The 18,674-nt window shown below is 49.2% G+C and carries 26 protein-coding genes; 4 read left to right on the forward strand and 22 right to left on the reverse strand.

What is annotated here, in order from left to right:
• Positions 1 to 5: 5 nt before the first annotated feature.
• From ACOCLE_RS18520 to ACOCLE_RS18535, 4 genes are read right to left on the reverse strand one after another with little or no spacing between them, the layout of a single operon-like run.
• Positions 6 to 749, reverse strand: a complete 744-nt coding sequence (locus ACOCLE_RS18520; protein ID WP_066015968.1) for a hypothetical protein — start codon at positions 747 to 749, stop codon at positions 6 to 8.
• Positions 750 to 778: 29 nt separating this feature from the next.
• Positions 779 to 1,189 (reverse strand): phage tail terminator family protein, encoded by a 411-nt coding sequence (locus ACOCLE_RS18525; RefSeq protein WP_419533710.1) that lies wholly within the window; start codon positions 1,187 to 1,189, stop codon positions 779 to 781.
• Positions 1,167 to 1,760 (reverse strand): hypothetical protein, encoded by a 594-nt coding sequence (locus tag ACOCLE_RS18530; RefSeq protein WP_419533711.1) that lies wholly within the window; start codon positions 1,758 to 1,760, stop codon positions 1,167 to 1,169. The genes ACOCLE_RS18525 and ACOCLE_RS18530 overlap by 23 nt, the downstream gene beginning before the upstream one ends.
• The gene (locus ACOCLE_RS18535) at positions 1,750 to 2,043 is read right to left on the reverse strand and encodes a hypothetical protein (protein ID WP_419533712.1); all 294 of its coding nucleotides are present in this window, start codon (positions 2,041 to 2,043) and stop codon (positions 1,750 to 1,752) included. The genes ACOCLE_RS18530 and ACOCLE_RS18535 overlap by 11 nt, the downstream gene beginning before the upstream one ends.
• Positions 2,044 to 2,122: 79 nt before the next feature.
• Between ACOCLE_RS18535 and ACOCLE_RS18540 the strand changes: the two genes are divergently transcribed.
• Positions 2,123 to 2,446, forward strand: a complete 324-nt coding sequence (locus ACOCLE_RS18540) for a hypothetical protein (RefSeq protein WP_419533713.1) — start codon at positions 2,123 to 2,125, stop codon at positions 2,444 to 2,446.
• A 46-nt stretch (positions 2,447 to 2,492) separates the two neighbouring features.
• On the opposite strand, the gene ACOCLE_RS18545 is transcribed toward ACOCLE_RS18540, so the two are convergent.
• The 7 genes from ACOCLE_RS18545 to ACOCLE_RS18575 all read right to left on the reverse strand — a co-directional run bounded on the left by ACOCLE_RS18545 (position 2,493) and on the right by ACOCLE_RS18575 (position 9,362).
• Positions 2,493 to 3,419, reverse strand: coding sequence for a major capsid protein (locus ACOCLE_RS18545; protein ID WP_419533714.1), 927 nt, complete (start codon positions 3,417 to 3,419; stop codon positions 2,493 to 2,495).
• Between the two features lie 133 nt (positions 3,420 to 3,552).
• Positions 3,553 to 3,924, reverse strand: coding sequence for a head decoration protein (locus ACOCLE_RS18550; RefSeq protein ID WP_419533715.1), 372 nt, complete (start codon positions 3,922 to 3,924; stop codon positions 3,553 to 3,555).
• 48 nt (positions 3,925 to 3,972) lie between these two features.
• Entirely contained in the window at positions 3,973 to 4,983 is a 1,011-nt protein-coding gene (locus ACOCLE_RS18555; protein WP_419533716.1) for a head maturation protease, ClpP-related, read from the reverse strand.
• A complete protein-coding gene (locus ACOCLE_RS18560; protein ID WP_419533717.1) occupies positions 4,973 to 6,442 on the reverse strand; it encodes a phage portal protein in 1,470 nt (489 codons plus the stop codon). The genes ACOCLE_RS18555 and ACOCLE_RS18560 overlap by 11 nt, the downstream gene beginning before the upstream one ends.
• A gap of 2 nt (positions 6,443 to 6,444) precedes the next feature.
• Positions 6,445 to 6,645 carry a phage head-tail joining protein gene (locus tag ACOCLE_RS18565; protein WP_419533718.1) on the reverse strand — a complete coding sequence of 67 codons (201 nt, stop codon included), beginning with the start codon at positions 6,643 to 6,645 and terminating at the stop codon, positions 6,445 to 6,447.
• 5 nt (positions 6,646 to 6,650) lie between these two features.
• Positions 6,651 to 8,462: a phage terminase large subunit family protein gene (locus ACOCLE_RS18570; RefSeq protein WP_419533719.1), complete on the reverse strand. Its 1,812-nt coding sequence runs from the start codon at positions 8,460 to 8,462 to the stop codon at positions 6,651 to 6,653.
• 417 nt (positions 8,463 to 8,879) lie between these two features.
• Entirely contained in the window at positions 8,880 to 9,362 is a 483-nt protein-coding gene (locus tag ACOCLE_RS18575; RefSeq protein WP_066015958.1) for a hypothetical protein, read from the reverse strand.
• A 125-nt stretch (positions 9,363 to 9,487) separates the two neighbouring features.
• On the opposite strand from ACOCLE_RS18575, the gene ACOCLE_RS18580 reads away from it, so the two are divergent.
• Positions 9,488 to 9,841 (forward strand): DUF3768 domain-containing protein, encoded by a 354-nt coding sequence (locus ACOCLE_RS18580; protein ID WP_419533720.1) that lies wholly within the window; start codon positions 9,488 to 9,490, stop codon positions 9,839 to 9,841.
• Positions 9,842 to 9,859: 18 nt separating this feature from the next.
• Positions 9,860 to 10,276 carry a hypothetical protein gene (locus ACOCLE_RS18585; protein ID WP_419533721.1) on the forward strand — a complete coding sequence of 139 codons (417 nt, stop codon included), beginning with the start codon at positions 9,860 to 9,862 and terminating at the stop codon, positions 10,274 to 10,276.
• On the opposite strand, the gene ACOCLE_RS18590 is transcribed toward ACOCLE_RS18585, so the two are convergent.
• A complete protein-coding gene (locus ACOCLE_RS18590; protein ID WP_419533722.1) occupies positions 10,249 to 10,866 on the reverse strand; it encodes a hypothetical protein in 618 nt (205 codons plus the stop codon). The two genes, ACOCLE_RS18585 and ACOCLE_RS18590, sit on opposite strands and share 28 nt — an antisense overlap.
• 338 nt (positions 10,867 to 11,204) lie before the next feature.
• On the opposite strand from ACOCLE_RS18590, the gene ACOCLE_RS18595 reads away from it, so the two are divergent.
• On the forward strand, positions 11,205 to 11,495 hold the full coding sequence (locus tag ACOCLE_RS18595; RefSeq protein ID WP_083232630.1) for a hypothetical protein: 291 nt from the start codon (positions 11,205 to 11,207) through the stop codon (positions 11,493 to 11,495).
• Positions 11,496 to 11,688: 193 nt separating this feature from the next.
• Here ACOCLE_RS18595 and ACOCLE_RS18600 read toward each other — a convergent pair whose 3' ends face one another.
• The 10 genes from ACOCLE_RS18600 to ACOCLE_RS18645 all read right to left on the reverse strand — a co-directional run bounded on the left by ACOCLE_RS18600 (position 11,689) and on the right by ACOCLE_RS18645 (position 18,656).
• Positions 11,689 to 12,756, reverse strand: coding sequence for a GNAT family N-acetyltransferase (locus tag ACOCLE_RS18600; RefSeq protein ID WP_419533723.1), 1,068 nt, complete (start codon positions 12,754 to 12,756; stop codon positions 11,689 to 11,691).
• The gene (locus ACOCLE_RS18605) at positions 12,735 to 13,295 is read right to left on the reverse strand and encodes a ParB/Srx family N-terminal domain-containing protein (RefSeq protein ID WP_066015954.1); all 561 of its coding nucleotides are present in this window, start codon (positions 13,293 to 13,295) and stop codon (positions 12,735 to 12,737) included. The genes ACOCLE_RS18600 and ACOCLE_RS18605 overlap by 22 nt, the downstream gene beginning before the upstream one ends.
• 2 nt (positions 13,296 to 13,297) lie before the next feature.
• Complete coding sequence (locus tag ACOCLE_RS18610; RefSeq protein WP_419533724.1) at positions 13,298 to 13,666, reverse strand: 3TM-type holin; 369 nt, start codon at positions 13,664 to 13,666, stop codon at positions 13,298 to 13,300.
• Positions 13,663 to 14,088: an N-acetylmuramoyl-L-alanine amidase gene (locus ACOCLE_RS18615; protein ID WP_419533725.1), complete on the reverse strand. Its 426-nt coding sequence runs from the start codon at positions 14,086 to 14,088 to the stop codon at positions 13,663 to 13,665. The genes ACOCLE_RS18610 and ACOCLE_RS18615 overlap by 4 nt, the downstream gene beginning before the upstream one ends.
• A 4-nt stretch (positions 14,089 to 14,092) precedes the next feature.
• The gene (locus ACOCLE_RS18620; RefSeq protein WP_419533726.1) at positions 14,093 to 14,368 is read right to left on the reverse strand and encodes a hypothetical protein; all 276 of its coding nucleotides are present in this window, start codon (positions 14,366 to 14,368) and stop codon (positions 14,093 to 14,095) included.
• Positions 14,369 to 14,552: 184 nt separating this feature from the next.
• Positions 14,553 to 15,134, reverse strand: a complete 582-nt coding sequence (locus tag ACOCLE_RS18625; protein WP_419533727.1) for a hypothetical protein — start codon at positions 15,132 to 15,134, stop codon at positions 14,553 to 14,555.
• Between the two features lie 205 nt (positions 15,135 to 15,339).
• Positions 15,340 to 15,924, reverse strand: a complete 585-nt coding sequence (locus tag ACOCLE_RS18630) for a bacteriophage antitermination protein Q (RefSeq protein ID WP_419533728.1) — start codon at positions 15,922 to 15,924, stop codon at positions 15,340 to 15,342.
• On the reverse strand, positions 15,921 to 16,394 hold the full coding sequence (locus ACOCLE_RS18635; protein ID WP_419533729.1) for a hypothetical protein: 474 nt from the start codon (positions 16,392 to 16,394) through the stop codon (positions 15,921 to 15,923). Before ACOCLE_RS18635 ends, ACOCLE_RS18630 begins: the two co-directional genes overlap by 4 nt.
• 143 nt (positions 16,395 to 16,537) lie before the next feature.
• Positions 16,538 to 16,666 carry a hypothetical protein gene (locus ACOCLE_RS18640; protein WP_274520562.1) on the reverse strand — a complete coding sequence of 43 codons (129 nt, stop codon included), beginning with the start codon at positions 16,664 to 16,666 and terminating at the stop codon, positions 16,538 to 16,540.
• A complete protein-coding gene (locus ACOCLE_RS18645; protein WP_419533730.1) occupies positions 16,659 to 18,656 on the reverse strand; it encodes an AAA family ATPase in 1,998 nt (665 codons plus the stop codon). The genes ACOCLE_RS18640 and ACOCLE_RS18645 overlap by 8 nt, the downstream gene beginning before the upstream one ends.
• Positions 18,657 to 18,674: the final 18 nt, after the last annotated feature.

Genomic DNA, 18,674 nt, shown 5'->3' on the forward strand with positions numbered 1-18,674 from the left:
GGTCGTTACTTCGCCAGATCAATCTGCAAAAAGGTACTGAGACCAGTGCCAGTGATGGTGGTATCTGCCAGCACGTCCAGTTCCAGTGGAATACTGGCAAAATCGTCGGAGATAAAATCCAGATTCTGAACGGGCGAGAACTTCACCCGGTGCACCCGGATATTAAACGCCTTGCCATCCTGGGCATCGTTCAGGCCTTCCATAAACAGCACGAACTCTTTGCCGGACTCAATCAAGGCCTGCACCATATTGGAGGCTAACGGGGTGTAGCTGACGGTGATGCCAAGGTTATCTATTCCGCCACCTTCCACCACGTTAATTCCGGCCTTCGTCAGTGTGTAGTCATCCCCTTCAACCAACGTGGTATCCAGACTGTCCTTCACCGTTATGGCTTTGGTCAGGTCAGGCATTTTATCGAAGGGAATCAGCTCGCCTGCCACGCCGAAAGAGGTATGGGGTTCATCGGTCACCGCTGTGGTCGAACCTGCGGTGGCTGAACCTCGCAGAGCCATGGCCAGATTATCCGCGGTGAAATCATGGGCGGTGACGCTGGCAGAGATCGACGAAATCCGGCTGATGGTATTTCGGTTTCCTCCGCCACCTAAATAGTTTTTCAACTCCTTCTTATCTTCTTCAAAGCTGAATTTGAACTCGCTCACGTTGCCGACTGGCAACAAGGGGGCAGAGCCATCAGCCGGTTTGAGGTAGATGCTTCCGGCACCAATAAAACTACGATCCATCGTAGACATGGGGTGATCTCCTTATCAGGAAGGTGGGGTTAGAGGACGACGTCAATGTGCAGTTGCAGGTCAGCAAACGACAGGTGTGCATTGCTCGGCGAAATATCAAACTGGGTTTCACTGAAGTGGATATTTCGGGCTTCTGGCGTAAAACGTTGGCCGGTGGTGAATAGCTCTCGAATAGAGCGGGTTAAATCCAGCAAGGTATAAGTGGAGTCTATATTGGTTTTGGCCACCACGCTGATATTAAATTCCATCCGGTACTTGGCCCGCTGGCCCTGGCGCTGTTCTTCGTTAATGGATTCCAATTGCACCAGAATAGCTGGCAGGTCTAAATCCTGTTCCTGCCCGGTAGCTGAATAGCCAAGGAGTGTATTTTCAGACACCTGCTTCAGATGCTCAATCAGGCTCTCAATAATCTGTCGCTCAGGATTCGATGTTAAAGGCATAGTTGAGTTCCTGATGGAGCAGGTCAGTAAACCGGTTCACCAGCAGAGGGCTGACTTTTTTCAGGGAGGTTTCAGCCTCCACATCAATCCGAACGGTTTTCTTTTCCAGTGGCAATCCCATCCACATCCAACGGCCTGAGCGTTTGGATTGCTGATAACGGTGTTGCCAGTTATCTTTCCGTTCAAAGATCAGCTTCCTGGAAGTATTCACTGGCTGCATCAGGAAACTGTTTTCCCAAAAACGGTCACTGCCTACTCGGACTCCCCGTCGAGTCTGCCTTGGGTTACCGAGACGATGCGCACCCACTTCATTGATGCCAATCCAGAGGGTCAGGTAACGCTCTTTACTGCCGTAACTTTTTTTAAGCCTTACCCGAATCCGATTCAGTTCTTTCAGTATTTTTTGTGAGACCTTCATACGCCGGGACATATCACGCAGCACTTGCCGTTCTGCCCAACGACTCAGTTTGGCCAGGGCTCGCTGAATGGCCTGTTCGGCTTTTTCCGGGGAGTGTTTGAACAGGGCGGTGAGTTCTTCAATATCCCCGCTGACTTCCTGTTCAATGAGCATAGATATTCCATTTGGCTAAGTAGCCATCGTCTTTCAGCTTTCGGTCGACTTCATAAACCTGCCCGTTGGCTAATACAGTATTGCCACGTTTCAACCGGATGGTGCTGTCCAAGGTAAGAACCGTCACTTCGCCCTGAACTGCCTCATATTTGCCAAGCTCCACCAGTTCTGTGCTGATAATACCTTGGGTTTCCAGCGATAACTGATCTGAAAGTGTCAGTAACACCGACTGCCCAAAAGTGGAAAGGATGGTGTGACCCATCACTGAAAATGTGTCGTTCATCCGTTATTCCTGTGGTGTGAAGCAGAAGGTAGAATCCCATGATTGGAACTCATGTTGAGAGAATAGAATGCTAAAACGTATGGGCATCTCACTGTTTACACTGACCCTGCTATCTGGTTGTGGCGAGCAACAGGCCGAAATAGAAGAAGCTATTCAAGAAGCCAAAGCAGCGGCTCAAGAAGCGTTGGAACAAGTGCAGGAAGTAACCACGTCTACAGAAGCTGGAGAAATCATGAGTCAGGCTCAGGATGCCTTTAACGAAATTCAGGCCAATGTTGACCCGGAAAAATTCATTGAAATGGCGGGTGATCAGGCAGTACAAGTGATCGAAGAAGCCCAAAAAGCCACCATTGAAGCCATTCAAGAAAGCAAAGACGACGCCAAAGAAGCACTTGAGCAATAGTCACTCCTGTTTCAAATAAGCTGGTCATTGCTGACCAGCTATTCATTTAGCTCATGGTCAGTTTGATGACTGCTCGAGGCCTGAGGTTGATTGGCAGGGGATTGGACTGGGTATGTACAATCACGCCTTTCTCAAAATCCATCACCTTCTGCTTGGCATAGCGAGGCAGACCGATGGTGTTGACGGTCTCGACAAAATCAGCCGGCGCAAACCAGGTCTTGAAGATATCTGCACCTGTTGGGTAGAGATATGCTTCATTGGCCGCGACAAAGTCATTGCCACCCACTGAACCGCGGTACTCTTCCCAATCGATATCCGCAAAACGGAACTTGCCCTTGGGGTCTGTGCGCAGCGCTTCGCCATCCTGCCATCGCTGGTAGGCTTCTTTCACCGATTTATGACCGACCAGCCCATCAAAGAAATCCGATCCGCAGAAGGCATGAAGGCCACTGTAAGGCAATGCACCCAGCGCATCATCCACCAGGCGGCGGGCTTTGACACCCTGGGCACGAACATCCGTCGTAGTGACCGAGAACTTGAAATCATGGGTCTGCTGACTAACACCGAACTCATCAAACAGGTTGTAGAGAATGGTGCTGCCATCGCCGTCGAGGATTTCCCCTTTGAGCGCGCCCATTCGCAGAAACTCCAGCGTCACCTCATGGTTGGCATTCATCTTCTGTAATCGCTGGTTCACTACGGCCTGCACACCCTGCATGGCATCCTCACTGCCGAACTGACGGACATTCTGCACTTCTGCGGCAAGAATCGTGCCGTCATGAGGTATATGAGGCACTACAAAACTGCGCAGCTGACGTTTATCGCCAATAGCCTGAGTAGCGGGTGCACCACGCTCGGTCGAAGGCAGCAGGCGAAGCTCGCCATTAATGCTTTCCACCACAACGGTTGTGGTATTGATGCCACTCTCCTGAAAAAGCCCCAGTTGCCCAAGACGACCAGGCTTGTAATCCATCTCATTGATGGTGGCGGTCAGACTGGTAAGACTGAACGCATCGTCATTAAAAATATCCAGCATGTTATCGCTCCTTGATAACGGTAATAGAAAAGGTGTGGAGGAATCGTGACAGCGGGTAATTCAGGAAGGGTTATTCCGTGCGCAGGATAATATCCAGCCCGGCCAGTTGATCCACGGCCGTTGCCTTTTGTTCATCAGTAATCCCGGCAGGCCAGATCAGCAGGCTGTCTACCACTTCTGCCAGACGGGCGATGATGACACCGTCACCGCCTGAAGCGTCCGTCACCTTGCCTGCGTAGAGAATACCTGCCGCATTTTGGGTGCCATCATCTGCAGAAGGGTCAAGAGGGCTGTAAATACCATCCGCAGAAGCCTTGCCGACAACAGTACCAGGCATCATCGTCAGGTTTGCCGCCAAGGGTACCTGTTCACGGCTGATGGTGTTGTTGCCTTCAGACACCAGAAATTCGCCGGTATACACGGATTCCGTTTTTACACTCATGGGTAAAGTCCTTCTTTTGTTGTAAAGAGTGGAGGGATAGAGAAAGGGTTATGCCCGGTTACGCCGACTGTAGATCGCCTGCGTATCAATGGCTGACGTGGTTGGTTTCAATCCCTGCTGTTTGGGCGTCAGGGCATTATTGATGGGTTCATCGTCAGAGGTCAGCGATGCGAGAAGGCTGTTTTGTACTTCTGAAACCGAACAGTCCTCTTTTATAAAATCCGCTGCCTTATCCGGGAAGCCTGCTGTCTGGCAGAGGTTTTTAATTTGGTCATAGCTGGCCAGCCGAACCTTGACCTCATTTTCCGACAGTGCCGCTTTAAGAATTGCAGCGGTTTTTTCTGGATAACCAGCCTGACTGCAAAGATCAGCAATAGCCACAGAATCAACTTGAGATTTCGGCTCCACCGTCTGACTCTGTGGCGGAACTGGCTCTGCTGGATTTTTAGCTTGCTCGATACGTCCATAACCATCCGGTGCGTTAGTGAACATGGAAAGGTCAAAGCGGGCAGCGGCCTTTACCGGTTCATCAATCTGATCCACCAATCCCAACTCCAGGGCTTCCGTTGCGGTGAACCAGGATTCCGATTCCATCAGCGCCTTCATTTCTTCAAGGCTCTTGCCGGTTCTGGCGGTGTAAGACACAGCGATACTGTCCGCGATCTTATCCATAAGATCGGCCGTTTTACGCATCGCTTCGGCATCGCCCTGTGCCCAGCCATACGGGTTATGGATCATCATCATGGCATTTTCAGCGATAGTGACCGTGTCGCCAGCCATGGCAATGACACTGGCAATGCTCGCTGCCAGCCCCTCAATGGTGACATGGATACTGGCTTTATGAAGTCTTAGGGCGTTATAGATGGCAATGCCTTCAAACACCATGCCGCCCCGGCTGTTGAGCCGAACATTAATATCTGATGCATCCAGATTACGGATTTGATCCACCACACTCTGGGCAGAAACGCCGTACCAGTCATCAATATCATCAAAGATAAATAGCTCCGGTGTCTGGTTGGCTTCGTTCTTAAAGGTGTACCACTGTCGGTTATGACTCATCCCTGTCATCCTTTGCTGGTTGATTGGAAGTTTTATGGTTTTCCGGGTCACGGCCGTCACTGTCGTACCTCAGCGAGTGATTATCTGCACGGCGATTATCCGCAGCGATTTCGTCATCCATCTGTTCACTGTCATAACCCAGTTCGCTGACCACTTCGGAACGGGACTTAAAGCCAGAGCGCACCGCCATCTTCTGCGCCTGCATATCCTGAACGGGATGCATATATGGCCAGCCGTGGGCGATCCACTTTACCCGACGATGGGCTCGTGGATTATTGGCATAGCCAGGAATAGCTACTGAGCCATTCAGCACCGCCATATCCAGCCAACGGTTCCAGACCGGCCGACAGAACTGAAAGATAATCTGGTTATGCTGAATCTGCTGAATGCGGCGGCGGAACTCATTGATGATCAGGCGCAGAGCCCGGTCACTGACGCCTGCCATATCACCCGAGAGCAGTTCATAAGGCAGACCAATACCTGCGGCGATGGCCATCAGCTGCTGTTTCATAAAGTTCGGATAGTCTGCCGCAGTACCAGGCGGGTTATTGAACTCGACCTCTTCACCCGGCGCCAGTTCCTGCATGGTGCCCGGTTCCATCGCCACCATGGGTAGACCCGTGTCATCAAACACCAGTCGCTTGCCGGTTAATGGGTCAATGGGGTCCTGTTCGGGGGATGGCTTTTTAATAAACCCGGTGAACAGGTTGGCGATTTCCTGCCGTAACAGGGTGGCATCATCAAATTTATCCAGATGATAGAGCCTGACTAATACCTGGGTCAGTAAAGGCTGCCCCCTCAGTTGTCCTGGGCGCAGGGCTTCAAAAACATGCAGGACGTTTTCGGCCTTAACTCGAACCAGCCTGGTGCTGTCAAAAGCAAACTCCGCTGGGTGCTCTCGGTGAAAATAGTAGGCCACCCGTTTTCCCAACTTATTGAACTCAATCCCGGCCTTAATGACATGGCCATTATCCAGCGTCTCGTTATAGCTAATGGGAACAAACTCGGATTCCAGCACCTGCAGTTGCAGGGGAACCGATAGTCCATCTTCCAGCTTGCGGGGACGGAGCCTGACAAAGCACTCACCGCCTTCAAACATGGCTCGGGTAATCAACGATTGCTGCCCGGTAAAACTCAACAGACCATCGGCATCGGACTCATCAGCCCATTGCAGAAACAGGTTTTGCAGCTGTTCCCGCAAACCATCGTCGTCCACTAATGATTTGGGCGAAATGCCCCGACCAATCACATTGCTGACCAGTTTTTCCAGACCACTGCTTGCCCAGGGATCATTTCGGATCGCAGCCCGGGAGCGGTTGATGAGTTTGGACAGATCTGCAGTCAGTGCCGTATTCGGAGAAAGCCCTGGTGCGTACCAGCTTTTAGTGCGGCGCCCTATACCTGCGGCGGTATAAACTGAGTTTTTGAAACGACGGAAAAGATTGGTGAGCAATCCCATGCTCAAACTCCCTTGGTTGAATAAATACCATACTGCTTTGGCCGTTTCTGCTGTTTAATCAGCTCCCTCTCAATGGCCTGCAGCCGCCTTTCCATTTCTGCAAAGCTGCTGTATTCCACCCGGCGCCCTTCAAATTCCACAGTACGGGTCTCACGCAGGAGCACTGCCCGTTTCAGGGCCTGATATTCTGCCTCGGTAATCATGGTGGTTATCTCTGAAGGTAGGAGCTGCGGGAGGATCGACGGAGTGCTTTCGGCTTGTTACTGGTTTCTTCAACGTCGGGATCAGGCGTATCTTCTGGTGCTGGTCGACCTCTGGCGAGTAACTCCAGATTAATGCCCCGGTGCTGTTGCAGAATACGAATCGCGGCCAGTGAGTAGACCCGACAATCCAGTGCCTCATTTCTGCGGTTCTTGGCATCCCAGGTAAAGTACGGTACACCAAGCCGATACTTCTTTATCTTTTCTTCGGCGGTGGCCTGTTTGAAATAATCTTCATCAAAGCACTCTTTGACTGGCCAGTGGCAGTAACCCTGTCCGGGCTCTAGAATCCGGTAACGCTGATAGACCAACTCTTTCGCAGTATCCGTCCCGATCAGCGTCAGGTAGACCCCTTTCTTATTTTTGGTTTTTGGGAAGGTGGCGATCGGTTTGCCGGCCTGCGACGATCCTTTGACTGGTATTGCACAGTCGGCGCCCTGTTTACGACAGAAGGCATACACCTCATCGGTGTAGTGACCACCCGAGTCGATACAAACCTGAGCCACATTCATTCTGGTACCATCCTGACGGGTGTAGGTTTTATGCAGCATATCCGCCAGGGCATCCCATATGGGTTGCCGGGATAGATCACCGTATAAACGGACATAATCAATAGACCAGCTTTCCTCTCCAGCTCCCCAGCCAGTCACTTCAAATTCAAAGCGGTCATCCTGAACGTCACAACCGACAGTCAGTATTTCCACCCACCAGGGCACCTCTGCCGGATAATGTTCCCGTCGCTGATAGAGCAAAGCATGCTCAACGGTTTCGCCTCTTTCCGTCCAGGCCTCACCGAGGACGGTATTGGTCCAGTCCTTGAATTGAATAGGATTACTCTTGGCCGCTAAAAAATCCTCAACCGCATTCTGCCAGCTGTACCAGCCATTGGGACTGTAGAGTGAGCTGAGGTGAAAACCGGCCACCTTGTTGCTCTTTTCATTTTCAGCCTGCCAGTGACCATGACTGAGGAGTTTGGGTTTGTCTTTTTCATAATGCTTATGGCCACACTGCACACACTCAAACCGTGTGGTTGTCGGGTCATGGTTATCAAAAATGATTTGAGCCCAGACGATCGGTTGGGAGTGTCCGCAGCCATTGCAGGGAACCAGATAGCGTCGTTTATCACTGGCCTCATAAGCCGCTTCAATCTTGCTGGTCTCGGCAATGTTGGGCGTGCTGACCATTAGTATCTTGCGGTTACGGCTGAAAGTGGCGGTTCGCTTGATGGCCAGATTGATTGGACTGCCTTCACCATCCACATCATCGTCATAGGCATCCACCTCATCCATAAACAGAAAACGGGCAGGCATGGAGCGAAGGCCTGCGGCAGAGTTTGCCCCGGTAAAAATCAAAACCCCATTGGGAAATTCTTTGGTCAGCAGGGTATTGCCACTGTCCCGACTTCTCGGGTCTTTGACCTTCTCCTGAAGATCCGGCATTTCATCAATCATCGGAGCAATCCGCTGCTTCGATGTCCGCTTGGCCATATCCAGCGTGGGCAGTACATACATCATCGGACCCGGCGTATGGTCAATCACATAGCCAAGCCAGTTATTGCCACATTCCGTACCGCCAACCTGGGCACCCTTCATAAACACCACCTGTTCGACAGGCGACGATGGCGACAGACAGTCCATGATCTCTTTCAGATACGGTGTGCGGGAAGTTCGCCATCGACCAGCTTCCTTGGTCGCCTTGGCAGGAAGAATTCGTTTCTGGTCAGCCCATTCAGACACGGTCAGTCTAGTGTCTGGTTTCAAACCCGCAAAAAAGCCTGAAAAATAGGGACTTTTCATACACTTGTTTGTTTATATCCGTGACAAATAGGCGTAACAGCTACCCAAATCTAAAGAGATTGTAAATTTGTGACAGAGTTCACACCCCTTGGCATTACTGAAAAAGCTCAGAATTGGCACGGTACATGATAAGTACCCATTGCAAGGATGACAGTCAGAACCCTTTCAGGATGAACCGAATGCCAGGATGGCACCAGGGACGAAATAACAACAACAGGGTGGGTTCTGTTAGGGGGGAAGCGCAGTTTGCAGGGATTTAACGAACGGAATAAAAGCAAAAAATACAGGGATGTTCTTTCTAACAAGAACAATAACCGAGCTCCAAAATAACAATAACTCTGACGTTTTATTTCCGATTCAGTCCTGTTGATCAGGGCTTTTTTATTTTGTGCGACTGATCAATGCACTCAATGCCTGCTCTATTTCCTCACGTAACAGTTTGGTCACCTCATAAGGGTTATCTTCAGCAGCCAGCACATCCGCCATTCGATCAGGAATGGCCAGCAGTTCATCCCTAATAATCCTCCCAGCCTTGAATGCATCCTGCTTTACCTTGGCAGCATCCGTCAGGGTTCCGCTCTTTTCCTCATACTCCAGCTTCGCCATCTTTGCTTTGAAGGCTTCCCGCATAGTGCGGGCAGTGACAAAGTCAACGGCTCCTGGTTGTGTCGGTGAAAGGTCAGCTGACTGATCAGAGCGGATAAGCGTCACTGGATCAGCATTGGCTTTCATAGCCTGCTGTGCCTGCACTGAATCCACCTTGCCATTTTTCAGTTTCACAATGCCCTTTTTGATCAGCTTCGTGACATAGCCCCTTGTGAAGCCCTGCTGTCTGGCAAATTCCGCTTGAGAAATCAGTGCCATGGGAAGTCATACCTACAGCCATCTCATTCAATATGGACATTTGTCTTAAATTTTCTCGACTTACCGTGGCCATCCCCTATAGAGCTACTGCGACAACAAAAAATGAATCAATAAAGGATGTGCTTATGAATGAAATCGCCACGTTGAATGATGCAGTGCGAAAGTCACTGGTGAATCTTGAAGTAAAAAATAGCCTTGCTCTGATCAATTGCCGGTTTGAAATCACGATGACCGCCAACCTGCAGCACACCATTGAAAACAAAGTTGGCTTGCTGAAAGCCATTGCCGAATTTGACCACTTCAATGAGCAGAATGATCCCCACGATGAACACGACTGTTTCCGCTTCAAGTTTGAAGATGAATGGATCATCGCCAAGTTCGATTATTACGCCCCGGATATGGAGCACGGTTCGGAAGATGCCACGGACTTAACCAAAACCATCCGGGTACTGACCATTATGCTGGCCATCGATTATTAATAACGGAGAACAACAGCCATGAATACTGAAGCCCAATTGATTACGCATTACTATTTTTGCGCCGGAGTACTGGATCAATTAAGTGACCAGACCCGCACACCGGCCGAACTGTTTGGTGATGGTGAACTGGAACTCATCCAGAACCTTTGCCGTTATAGCCAGATCATCAGCGAGATCGAACACTCAAAAAATGACGAGGAAGGCTTTCCCGGCGTGTTTGATTATGAAGTCTCTGAAACACTGGCGGCTAAACTCTGGATTGCATTATGTGAACAGCATCCAGAATTTGAGCCGTGGGATTTTCCCGATGAAAGTCAGTTCCGAAACCTGGTTGAGAAGTTAATTGATGACTGGCTCCAGCAGCGTATTCCCAGAGAGTTAACGATTGAGCAATGGCTGATTAAAACTCAGCCCACATCATCAAACGATGAATAGCTCCTGCCTCTGGCGCAGTAAAGTAATTCAACTCGATTTTCTGCAGCGATTTGTTTAATAGACTTTAGAGCTTCGGAAGTCATTCTTTCATTCTCAAGCGGGGCAGAATCAATGATTAGCATCACTGGTAACATCTGCCCTCCTCGATGTTGAGCTTCAGTCCTATGTGCAACCAACTTTTCAATATCAGTAGTTATTTCTTTTGGCCTCAGTCGTCCATTCATTCTTTCCGATGCTTTAACTTCAATGGCAATGAACATATGAAGCAGCGTTTTTTCTTGATTCCGCCTTCGCCAATCAGAATCAATCTGCTGATCAAAAATCACCACATCAGGAATAGGTTCAAAACCAGTCTGATAACCAGTGCGCTTGCTAACCGCAAGTTTTTGGAAAAGCTCTGTCACAGGTTCTCTGATCCACATTTTGACATTCATACCCAACTGATTCTTGGGAACAGCACCATATTGTCTGAGGCAATGGTAAATCATGGCCTGATAATGTAATTCAGAACCAAGAACCCCCAAACATTCTTCCTGAATTGCTGGCCAAGCTTGAATTAATGCCGTTTTGGCTTCTTGTAGGCTATCCATAAAATCTCACTCAAACACTGGTAAACAGTGCTATCGGCATGACTAAAGAATTAACCAGATTAATCAGAAAGTTAATGATGATTTGTATACCTGTGTATACCTCGTTTTCAGACCTGTCACTAACAAAACCCGCGCCCGATCGTACCCGCAAAAAATTAAACATTGCAGGGACCCACGATGTTTTTAATTTGACTGTTTGAAAGCCATTACCTACTGAAAAAATGATCGTTATATCAACCATGTAGAGAGATTTAAAAAGCAGAATAAAGTTTGAGATATACGGCAGTTTACCCATAGTAAAAGTGCACAAACAATAAACAACGCAAAGGAGCAACATCATGGCTACTAACAAAAACACCGCTAAAACCACTGCTAAAACTCCAGCTAAAAAAGATGATAAGAAAACCAAAAAGTCCAACTCTGAAAAGTTTGCTGAACTGGCGAACGTCCGTGTACCCAAAGCCCTGCGGGTCTTGAAATCCATCTCATCATTGGCCAACGATACCAAATATGAGTACACCGACGCCCAATCCACCGCCATCATCAGCGCCTTGAAATCTGCGGTTGATGATCTTTCCGAATGCTTTAAAAACGGCGGTAAAAAGGACGAGGAGACATTCCGCATCTAATTCCGGATTCAATCCTCACCAAGCAGGCGATGATGCCTGCTTTTTTTGAGGCTGATGATTATTCATGCACTATCGGATCAACACCAAACACCGGTAAATCGTCACCACACGATGATTTCAATATTGATCGTGTAACCTATTGCGATGATCAAATGCCCCGCCAGATCGACGTAGAACCGATCCTGTATGATGCTCAATCCGTACCCACATATTGAAATGAACAGGTCAACCGATCGAACGAATGCTTACTCAGGATCGACTGAGCAGGCATGCCGACCCGTCCGGGTTTGCGGGTCATGATCCAACGATCGGATTTATTCATCGCATGGATCAAAGCAGGTGAGGTGGTCACGGTATTCACTTTGTAGCCCTGTTTCCGGTACAGCTCGCAGATATAGCAGCGCAACTGAAAACCAATGCCCAGCCCCTGATAATCAGGTAATACCACCGTTCTGTGCAGGCGTTTCAGCTTCTTATTGCTCGGATGAGGAAAGTGTAAGACGCTGCACCAACCCACTGCCTCACCATTAATCTCGGCAATGTATTTATGAGCAGAACGATTGTGCTCACTGCTCAGATAGTGAAATGGCCTAAATAATGGCCATTCGGATTGGTCCGCTCTGCGGACATCAATGCGGATTTCAGGTCGCCGAAGACGCCTCCGCTTGAAGGTATGCTTATTGCAATCGTAGACCCAATCCGGCTGCAGCCACTCCACAATGTCATAGTGGCAGCTGACAGCGATGAATTGCTTGCCTTCCTTGCGGATAAACTTCTGGATAGCCGCACTGCCGATCTTGGCCACCTGACGATCCACTACCGAAGTGAACTCGTCGTAAATGACCGGTTTGTCGGATTCCAGAATCAGCCTGGCTAACTCTGCCCGCATCTTCTGGCCATTAGAGAGCACTGCGAATGGCTTCAGCCAATCAGGAGGTGAGGAAAATCCCACCTTGCTCAGCGATTCGGTAATTTGCTTTGCACTCAGATCCTCACTGAAATCATCCACTACAGAACGATCTGACCAGTTAAACCCGGAGAACAGTTCAAAGTCCTTGAAGACTTCTCGGGCAATGGTCGTCTTACCAGAACCACTGGCACCGACAATCAGGCCGATGTTCCAGGGCTTGTTTTCAATGGGAATATCAACGTCGAACTCCTTCTTCACCGACTCCATATCAATATCAAACATCCCTTTGACCTTCTCGGTGCGGAAGGAAGGTTTGATGGCAGACTCTACTACAAACTTTGAACTCGGCATTTCAGTCCCTTCTGTGTCAGTTCGTCGTAGATTTCCTGCTGATGGGCTTCGTTCTCACACTCCACCAGAATGTTGAAGATTTCAGTGTATTCCTCGCCATTGGGTTTCTGTTCCGGCACAGGTTCCGGGTCATCAAACAAGCTGACCATAAAATCATCTTTGAAACCGAGCAGGCTCAGGTCAAAGTCCTCTGCCTGAAGTGCATCCACTTCCAGAGCCAGCTTTTCCATATCCCAGGAGGCGTTAAGCGGAATGGCATTGTCAGCAATGATGTAGGCTTTTTTCTGGGCTTCAGACAGCCCGGCTAACACAATGCAGGGAACGGTTTTAAGATTCAGCTTCTTCGCTGCCATCAAACGACCATGGCCAGCGATAATGCCATTACTCTCATCAATCAGCACAGGATTGGTAAAGCCAAACTCTTTGATGGATGAACAAATCTGAATGATCTGCTCTTCATCGTGAACCCGGGAATTGTTCACATAGGGGATCAGGTCGCTGACTTTACGATCCACCATCTTGTATTTTTTAGCTGCCATCCTTAGCGCCTTATCTTGTCTGCCACCTTCTCAATCCCACGACTGGCGATGTAACCACCAATACCCAGCTGCACGATGGAGAACAGTTTGAGTTCAACCGCTTCTGACAAATCAGGGGCTGACCAGCCCAGCCAGCGACATACGATCAGGGCGGTAAATACCAGCATCACAATGGGGCGCCATGACCGCTGTAACCAACTATCACCTTGAGCTTCAGCCTTGATGACTCCGGCACGCTGAGCCAGCTCATCCAATTCGCCGTTAACCGCCATATCCACCAGTTGGTGTTTAGCCTGGACAGCTTTTTCAGGATCAGGAATGATGCGTTCAATCACCTTACCCAGCAGAGGAATTGCCGCAGCCCAGCTCATTCGATGGTCTCCAGCCAATGTTCAACCACAAAGTTCGGGCAGGTTTTGTAGGGCGTGAAATAGTAATGACCAACGACCTGAGCTTCTGGATAACGCAGCTGTAGAGATTCAACCAGCATTTCCAGCATCAGCCATTGGGCAGACGTGAAATTATCTTCCGGTTCACCATTCTGGTTGATACCACCCACCATGCAGATACCAATGGACTCATGGTTATGACCTCGAACATGAGCACCCTGAACCTGTGCATGCCTGCCATGCTGAATCTTGCCATTGCGCTCAATGATCCAGTGGTACCCGATATCCGACCAGCCATTCTCTTCCACATGCCAGCGCCGAATATCGTCTGTGGTTACTCCCTGATCCGCTCTGGTAGCTGAGCAGTGGATCACGATGTAATTGGTTTCCGTCCTTGGCGTCATTGCTTCACTTCCTGAAAAAGAAGGCGACCAGGCCAATCAGTGCAGACACGACCAACCAGCCAAACCGTTCAATCCCTGCCAGCAATACACCACGAGAGCTGCCCTGAAGTTCCAGGGCTCTTATCCTTGCTTCCATTTCACTGAGCTTTGAATCCAGCTGATTCATATTGTCATTCTGGTGGGAAATGCGCTCTTCTATCCGAGCAAGCTGAGAGACGGCCTCACTCAGCCTGTCCAGCTTCACATCAATGCGATCCAGACGGTCGGAGAGGTCAGTCATGGTGCGTCCTGCACAGGGGGAAATTTTGGGCGAAAAAAAACCTCGGGCCATTTCTGGCTGAGGTTTTTGAGTGTTCTTAAAAACTACTCGATTCTGTTCTCATTAGCAAGTATTGATCACTAACTGTTCGGCGGCTAACTAGCCTGCGCTATAACAATGGAGTCCAATATTTTCAATTTGTTCATTAATCAGCACCAGCATAACAATCAAAATCAAAGAGGATATCCTCGTTTTCATCAAAGGTGAGTTCTTCCCAAGTTTTGTAATTACCACGAAATAGAAGATCTTCAGGTGACCAGCTATCCCACAGAGGTGTTTCTGACCAATACCCCCACTTTTCAAAAAAAGAATCAACAAAAGCTCGCACGTCGCGATATTTTGAAGCTTCGCCAACAAATATCTTGTCTTGATATTTGAGATAGAAATCTTCCCCCCCAAAGGGGGAATATTTGCCTTCAGAAGCATGGTCGAACAGAAAATCAGCAATGCGACTACTTCTTTCCAGTTTCCTAAAACCGCAATGTAATAGCCAAGGTTCAACTGGTACGGCCATTTCGTGAGTAAATCTAATAATCACAGAATCTTCCGTAATTCTCTGTGATCTATCGATGCACTGACTCATATGATGCCAGTGATGGAAACCACGACTTGCAGCTAGATCATTGAGAGCTTGCATATGGCTTATACCAAGCGCCTTTGATTTTTTCTTGGCTTGGTTCTTGATTGTCTTGATTAGTTTGCGGGATACAAAGCGAAAATTGTTCATACTTTCTCTTCCTTACATTGCAATCAGGTACCCACTTCCCGCCGCAATTTCAAAAGAGAATGGCGATTTTTGTTTGCATATTGTCGTCCGGTTAGGGTTTGCCAAGATGGGTAGCAGGCTTCGACAAGCCAATAAAGATATTAACTAATCATGACATAGGTTTTCAATATATGCCTACCTCGAAGACGTTAAAAGAAATTCATTTTCAGTATGCATGCCCTTTACCATGCTTAAGTCGATTTATGACCTCGGAAACTGGAATTAAGGCCGACCTGTCTAATTGCCTATCACAGAGATTCCAATAATATTCATGCCAGAACTGAAAATCCCGCTTCCAATTCTGGCGATGAATTTTACAGCGTTTGATGATCAAATTGACTGGGTACAGGTGGCGCTCATTGGCGGAATAACTGCGGTAATCCAGCACGGTATAGGCCACTACATCTCGCACCTTGTCACGCGTTGCCTGCCGGAGATTTCGCTCCATCCCCTCCAGACGACTCATAACGTCCTGCTCCAGCCATTTGAAGAACCGCGCCTGTTCAGGGAGCGTATGCTCAGTTCTCGGTCCGTATGCCCATTTAGCCCAGGAGGAATAGGGTTCTTCCAAGCGTTCTACCGTTGCGATTACCATGCCTGCTTCCACCGCATTGCAGACCTGTTGGTTATTGTCCGGTTTTTTCGACTGACCTTCTTCCCAGTACTCTCTTGAATTGATGCCAGTACTCTTGCCCATAAGATGTACTGCATAAGCGTCATGTACTGCCTGTCTTGCTGACCGAAGTTTCATTGTGATTCTCCATATCGGGCAATGAGCACCGCATCAGCACGACCATTGTCTTTTTTTCGATGAACGTCTGCATCCGGGTAGAGATCCAATACTTTGCCTCTGGATGCGTCCTTGTGAGCGCCCATCAGACCAGCAGAGCGTTTCCAGCGTTGAGGAGTCACATAGGTCAGGGGAAAACCCATTAAGCTGACTGCAGCTTCCACAGCTCCATACGAACGACCAAAGTTGAACATGGAGACCACGCCCTGTCCTGGTCTTGCTCCCACTTTTTCCAGATAGACCATCTCCACCTGGTGCCGGGTATAGCCTCCGATGATTTTCATCAGACCATGGCCGCTGACTTTTTTCTTTCCTCCTTCCGGAATAATGGGCATATCTTCCACCCGGATGAGTTCCTTATTCCTGCTGTCCAGAATGGCTATACCTCCCGTCAGCCCTGGGTCTATTCCAATAATGATTTTCTTCATCACTTTTCTTCCCTGTTCCCTGCTTTTGAAATTCCCTTCCGAATGGGTTCCCTTACCCTCTTTTTTGCCATGCTTCCCTTGACCGCCCCCTTATCCACCTCTCTCTAAAGAGAGAGAGGGTGGGGTGGGGTCAGCGGCTAAAGGCATCAAACACCTCTCAACCCACTGAAAATAAAGGGCTTAGGGCATTGAGAGGGGGCTCCAGAATCAACAAAGACAACAATAGGTTGGGTTGGGTCTTTTTTGATCAAGAAATAACCAACTGACTTATTCATGATTGAGCGCCTCCTGACCTTTTTCAGAAACGAATACAAATGGCTCTTCAATCGTCAAAAAGCCTCGCTGGATCATGGCATCAACGGTTCTTCGCCAATGTTTGGAGGCAATAAATCCCTGCTCAAAGCACTCATCTTTCAGATTTCGAAGTTCTATTCGTGCTGAGGAAGGATCACGGCTGCCTTTAATGAGGTTACTTCGGGCATTACTGGTTAATCGGTTTAATGTCTCCAGAATTTTTCGCTGTCGATCGCCAAGGACGGTTTCCAGCCCTTTTTTGATTTTCAGGCTTTGCATCTCATCAGGCGCAAACTCCCTTAATACACAGCTGTATTGAGGCTCCCCTTCTTCGTCAACAAAAGGGAGGCGGACGGGATTAAAAAGAAACTTCACCGGCTCCGGCTCGTCGGCATCCTTCATTTTCTTGGTGGTTATAGTGACCTCGTCGTCCGACTTAACCACAGCATACTCGGCATCAAGGGCACCTTTGAGCGCACTGTTACCACGCGCCCGATCCTTGCTGCCAACACCGGTATGGTGAACGATCAATACATTGCACTGATACCTGGCACGCATCAGCTGATCGATGTGGTTGATGAAAGTGTTCATCTCCTTGGTGGCATTCTCATCCGCAGGTCCGAAGTTTCTCGCCAGCGTATCAATGACAATCATGGAAGGAATTACACCACCGGTTTCTTCCACAATTTCCTGAATACTGGCACTGACTAAACGGGCATTGCCCAGGTCTGTGAGGGAAGCTGCACACTGGCTGATGTAGATGGGAGCATTGCGCAGGTTGTAGCCGTGGGATACCTGCCATGCCATCAAACGACGGGATAACCCGTTGAAACCCTCCCCGGCAATGTAAAACACCGGACCTTGACGCTTAACTGGCTTGCCATGCCAATCCTTCCCTGTGGCCACGCAACAGGCCAGATCAATCGCAGTGAATGATTTACCGCAGGCAGGCTCACCGAACATCAACGACAGGCTGTCCATTTCCAGAAAGCCCTTAATCAACCAGTTGATGGGCTTCACTCCTTTAACCAGTTCCTTCACATGGCTAAAGGCAAACTCTGGCTTGGTCACGGACAACGGTTCGATCAGAATGGCCGAACCGGGATTATTGCTGTTATGGGTTCGGGAAATGCTGGCAATGGTGGTATTCAGCTCGGCATCAGACAGTGGTGGATTATTGGATTGGTTCCATTGATCCAGAATCGACTTCACTTCCCGAAGAGAGACGTTCTGCCTAAGCAGTTGGCCAGCCATACTGGCGGCGGCATTATTGCGACCCTGACCCTCTGCGAGATTGCTCCCGTCGTGTGGCAGTGGGTACTGATCGGTAGAGAAGCCCAGATCACCCACCGGCTTATCTTCAACGGATTGACCATTGAAACCATTGATGGCGGCAATATCATCCGGCGTCAGCATGGGCAGATCATGACGATCATCAATCGCCATGTAGCCTTCGGTTTCCCATTGATAAAGGGTGCCGTCGGCATGGGTACTTCCCGGTGCCACCACGTAACCACCGATCCCACGCAGGTCGATCCGGTTCTTTCTTACTGAGTTGTGAATGGGATAGTCCGGGTTGACCTGAAAGTAGTAATGCTTGCCTTTACTGGTGAGGGCTCGTAATGGAGTCCGGGTAATGTTGCCATCTTCAATAAACTGCACAGCTTCCGCACTGTCGGCATCCACCACCACAACCCCGTACCCGGTAATGATCGCCCAATTGGTATGTGGGTAGAGCCTGGACCAGTTATCAATCGCACTGTCATCGGGGGCTTCGTCCTGATACTGCTTCCAGCGAAAGCGCGGTGCTTTTGGCCATTCCATTTTTGCTTTCTCTACATCCCCTGAACAGCGTCCTTCTATAAACCAGGCAGGCGGTGCTTCAAAAGGGGAACCGAGCGGGACTATCGATAACCCGGCTTCGTTCAGTTTCCACGCTTCTGCCGCAGTGTTGGGCAAGTTCGCTTCCATACAAAGAGTTCCTTTTTT

This window comes from Endozoicomonas sp., assembly GCF_965196975.1.
GTDB lineage: Bacteria > Pseudomonadota > Gammaproteobacteria > Pseudomonadales > Endozoicomonadaceae > Endozoicomonas.

Bases quoted from the DNA above. Each gene is read 5' to 3' on its own strand.
- ACOCLE_RS18620 (WP_419533726.1), bottom strand. From the start codon at position 14,368: ATGACTGACCTCTCCGACCGTCTGGATCGCATTGATGTGAAGCTGGAC.
- ACOCLE_RS18645 (WP_419533730.1), bottom strand. From the start codon at position 18,656: ATGGAAGCGAACTTGCCCAACACTGCGGCAGAAGCGTGGAAACTGAAC.
- ACOCLE_RS18605 (WP_066015954.1), bottom strand. From the start codon at position 13,295: ATGGCAGCTAAAAAATACAAGATGGTGGATCGTAAAGTCAGCGACCTG.
- ACOCLE_RS18640 (WP_274520562.1), bottom strand. From the start codon at position 16,666: ATGAATAAGTCAGTTGGTTATTTCTTGATCAAAAAAGACCCAACCCAA.
- ACOCLE_RS18610 (WP_419533724.1), bottom strand. From the start codon at position 13,666: ATGAGCTGGGCTGCGGCAATTCCTCTGCTGGGTAAGGTGATTGAACGC.
- ACOCLE_RS18630 (WP_419533728.1), bottom strand. From the start codon at position 15,924: ATGAAACTTCGGTCAGCAAGACAGGCAGTACATGACGCTTATGCAGTA.
- ACOCLE_RS18520 (WP_066015968.1), bottom strand. From the start codon at position 749: ATGTCTACGATGGATCGTAGTTTTATTGGTGCCGGAAGCATCTACCTC.
- ACOCLE_RS18590 (WP_419533722.1), bottom strand. From the start codon at position 10,866: ATGGATAGCCTACAAGAAGCCAAAACGGCATTAATTCAAGCTTGGCCA.
- ACOCLE_RS18525 (WP_419533710.1), bottom strand. From the start codon at position 1,189: ATGCCTTTAACATCGAATCCTGAGCGACAGATTATTGAGAGCCTGATT.
- ACOCLE_RS18595 (WP_083232630.1), top strand. From the start codon at position 11,205: ATGGCTACTAACAAAAACACCGCTAAAACCACTGCTAAAACTCCAGCT.
- ACOCLE_RS18530 (WP_419533711.1), bottom strand. From the start codon at position 1,760: ATGCTCATTGAACAGGAAGTCAGCGGGGATATTGAAGAACTCACCGCC.
- ACOCLE_RS18550 (WP_419533715.1), bottom strand. From the start codon at position 3,924: ATGAGTGTAAAAACGGAATCCGTGTATACCGGCGAATTTCTGGTGTCT.
- ACOCLE_RS18585 (WP_419533721.1), top strand. From the start codon at position 9,860: ATGAATACTGAAGCCCAATTGATTACGCATTACTATTTTTGCGCCGGA.
- ACOCLE_RS18615 (WP_419533725.1), bottom strand. From the start codon at position 14,088: ATGACGCCAAGGACGGAAACCAATTACATCGTGATCCACTGCTCAGCT.
- ACOCLE_RS18625 (WP_419533727.1), bottom strand. From the start codon at position 15,134: ATGAACAATTTTCGCTTTGTATCCCGCAAACTAATCAAGACAATCAAG.
- ACOCLE_RS18600 (WP_419533723.1), bottom strand. From the start codon at position 12,756: ATGCCGAGTTCAAAGTTTGTAGTAGAGTCTGCCATCAAACCTTCCTTC.
- ACOCLE_RS18540 (WP_419533713.1), top strand. From the start codon at position 2,123: ATGGGCATCTCACTGTTTACACTGACCCTGCTATCTGGTTGTGGCGAG.
- ACOCLE_RS18560 (WP_419533717.1), bottom strand. From the start codon at position 6,442: ATGGGATTGCTCACCAATCTTTTCCGTCGTTTCAAAAACTCAGTTTAT.
- ACOCLE_RS18535 (WP_419533712.1), bottom strand. From the start codon at position 2,043: ATGAACGACACATTTTCAGTGATGGGTCACACCATCCTTTCCACTTTT.
- ACOCLE_RS18545 (WP_419533714.1), bottom strand. From the start codon at position 3,419: ATGGATTACAAGCCTGGTCGTCTTGGGCAACTGGGGCTTTTTCAGGAG.
- ACOCLE_RS18575 (WP_066015958.1), bottom strand. From the start codon at position 9,362: ATGGCACTGATTTCTCAAGCGGAATTTGCCAGACAGCAGGGCTTCACA.
- ACOCLE_RS18565 (WP_419533718.1), bottom strand. From the start codon at position 6,645: ATGATTACCGAGGCAGAATATCAGGCCCTGAAACGGGCAGTGCTCCTG.
- ACOCLE_RS18555 (WP_419533716.1), bottom strand. From the start codon at position 4,983: ATGAGTCATAACCGACAGTGGTACACCTTTAAGAACGAAGCCAACCAG.
- ACOCLE_RS18580 (WP_419533720.1), top strand. From the start codon at position 9,488: ATGAATGAAATCGCCACGTTGAATGATGCAGTGCGAAAGTCACTGGTG.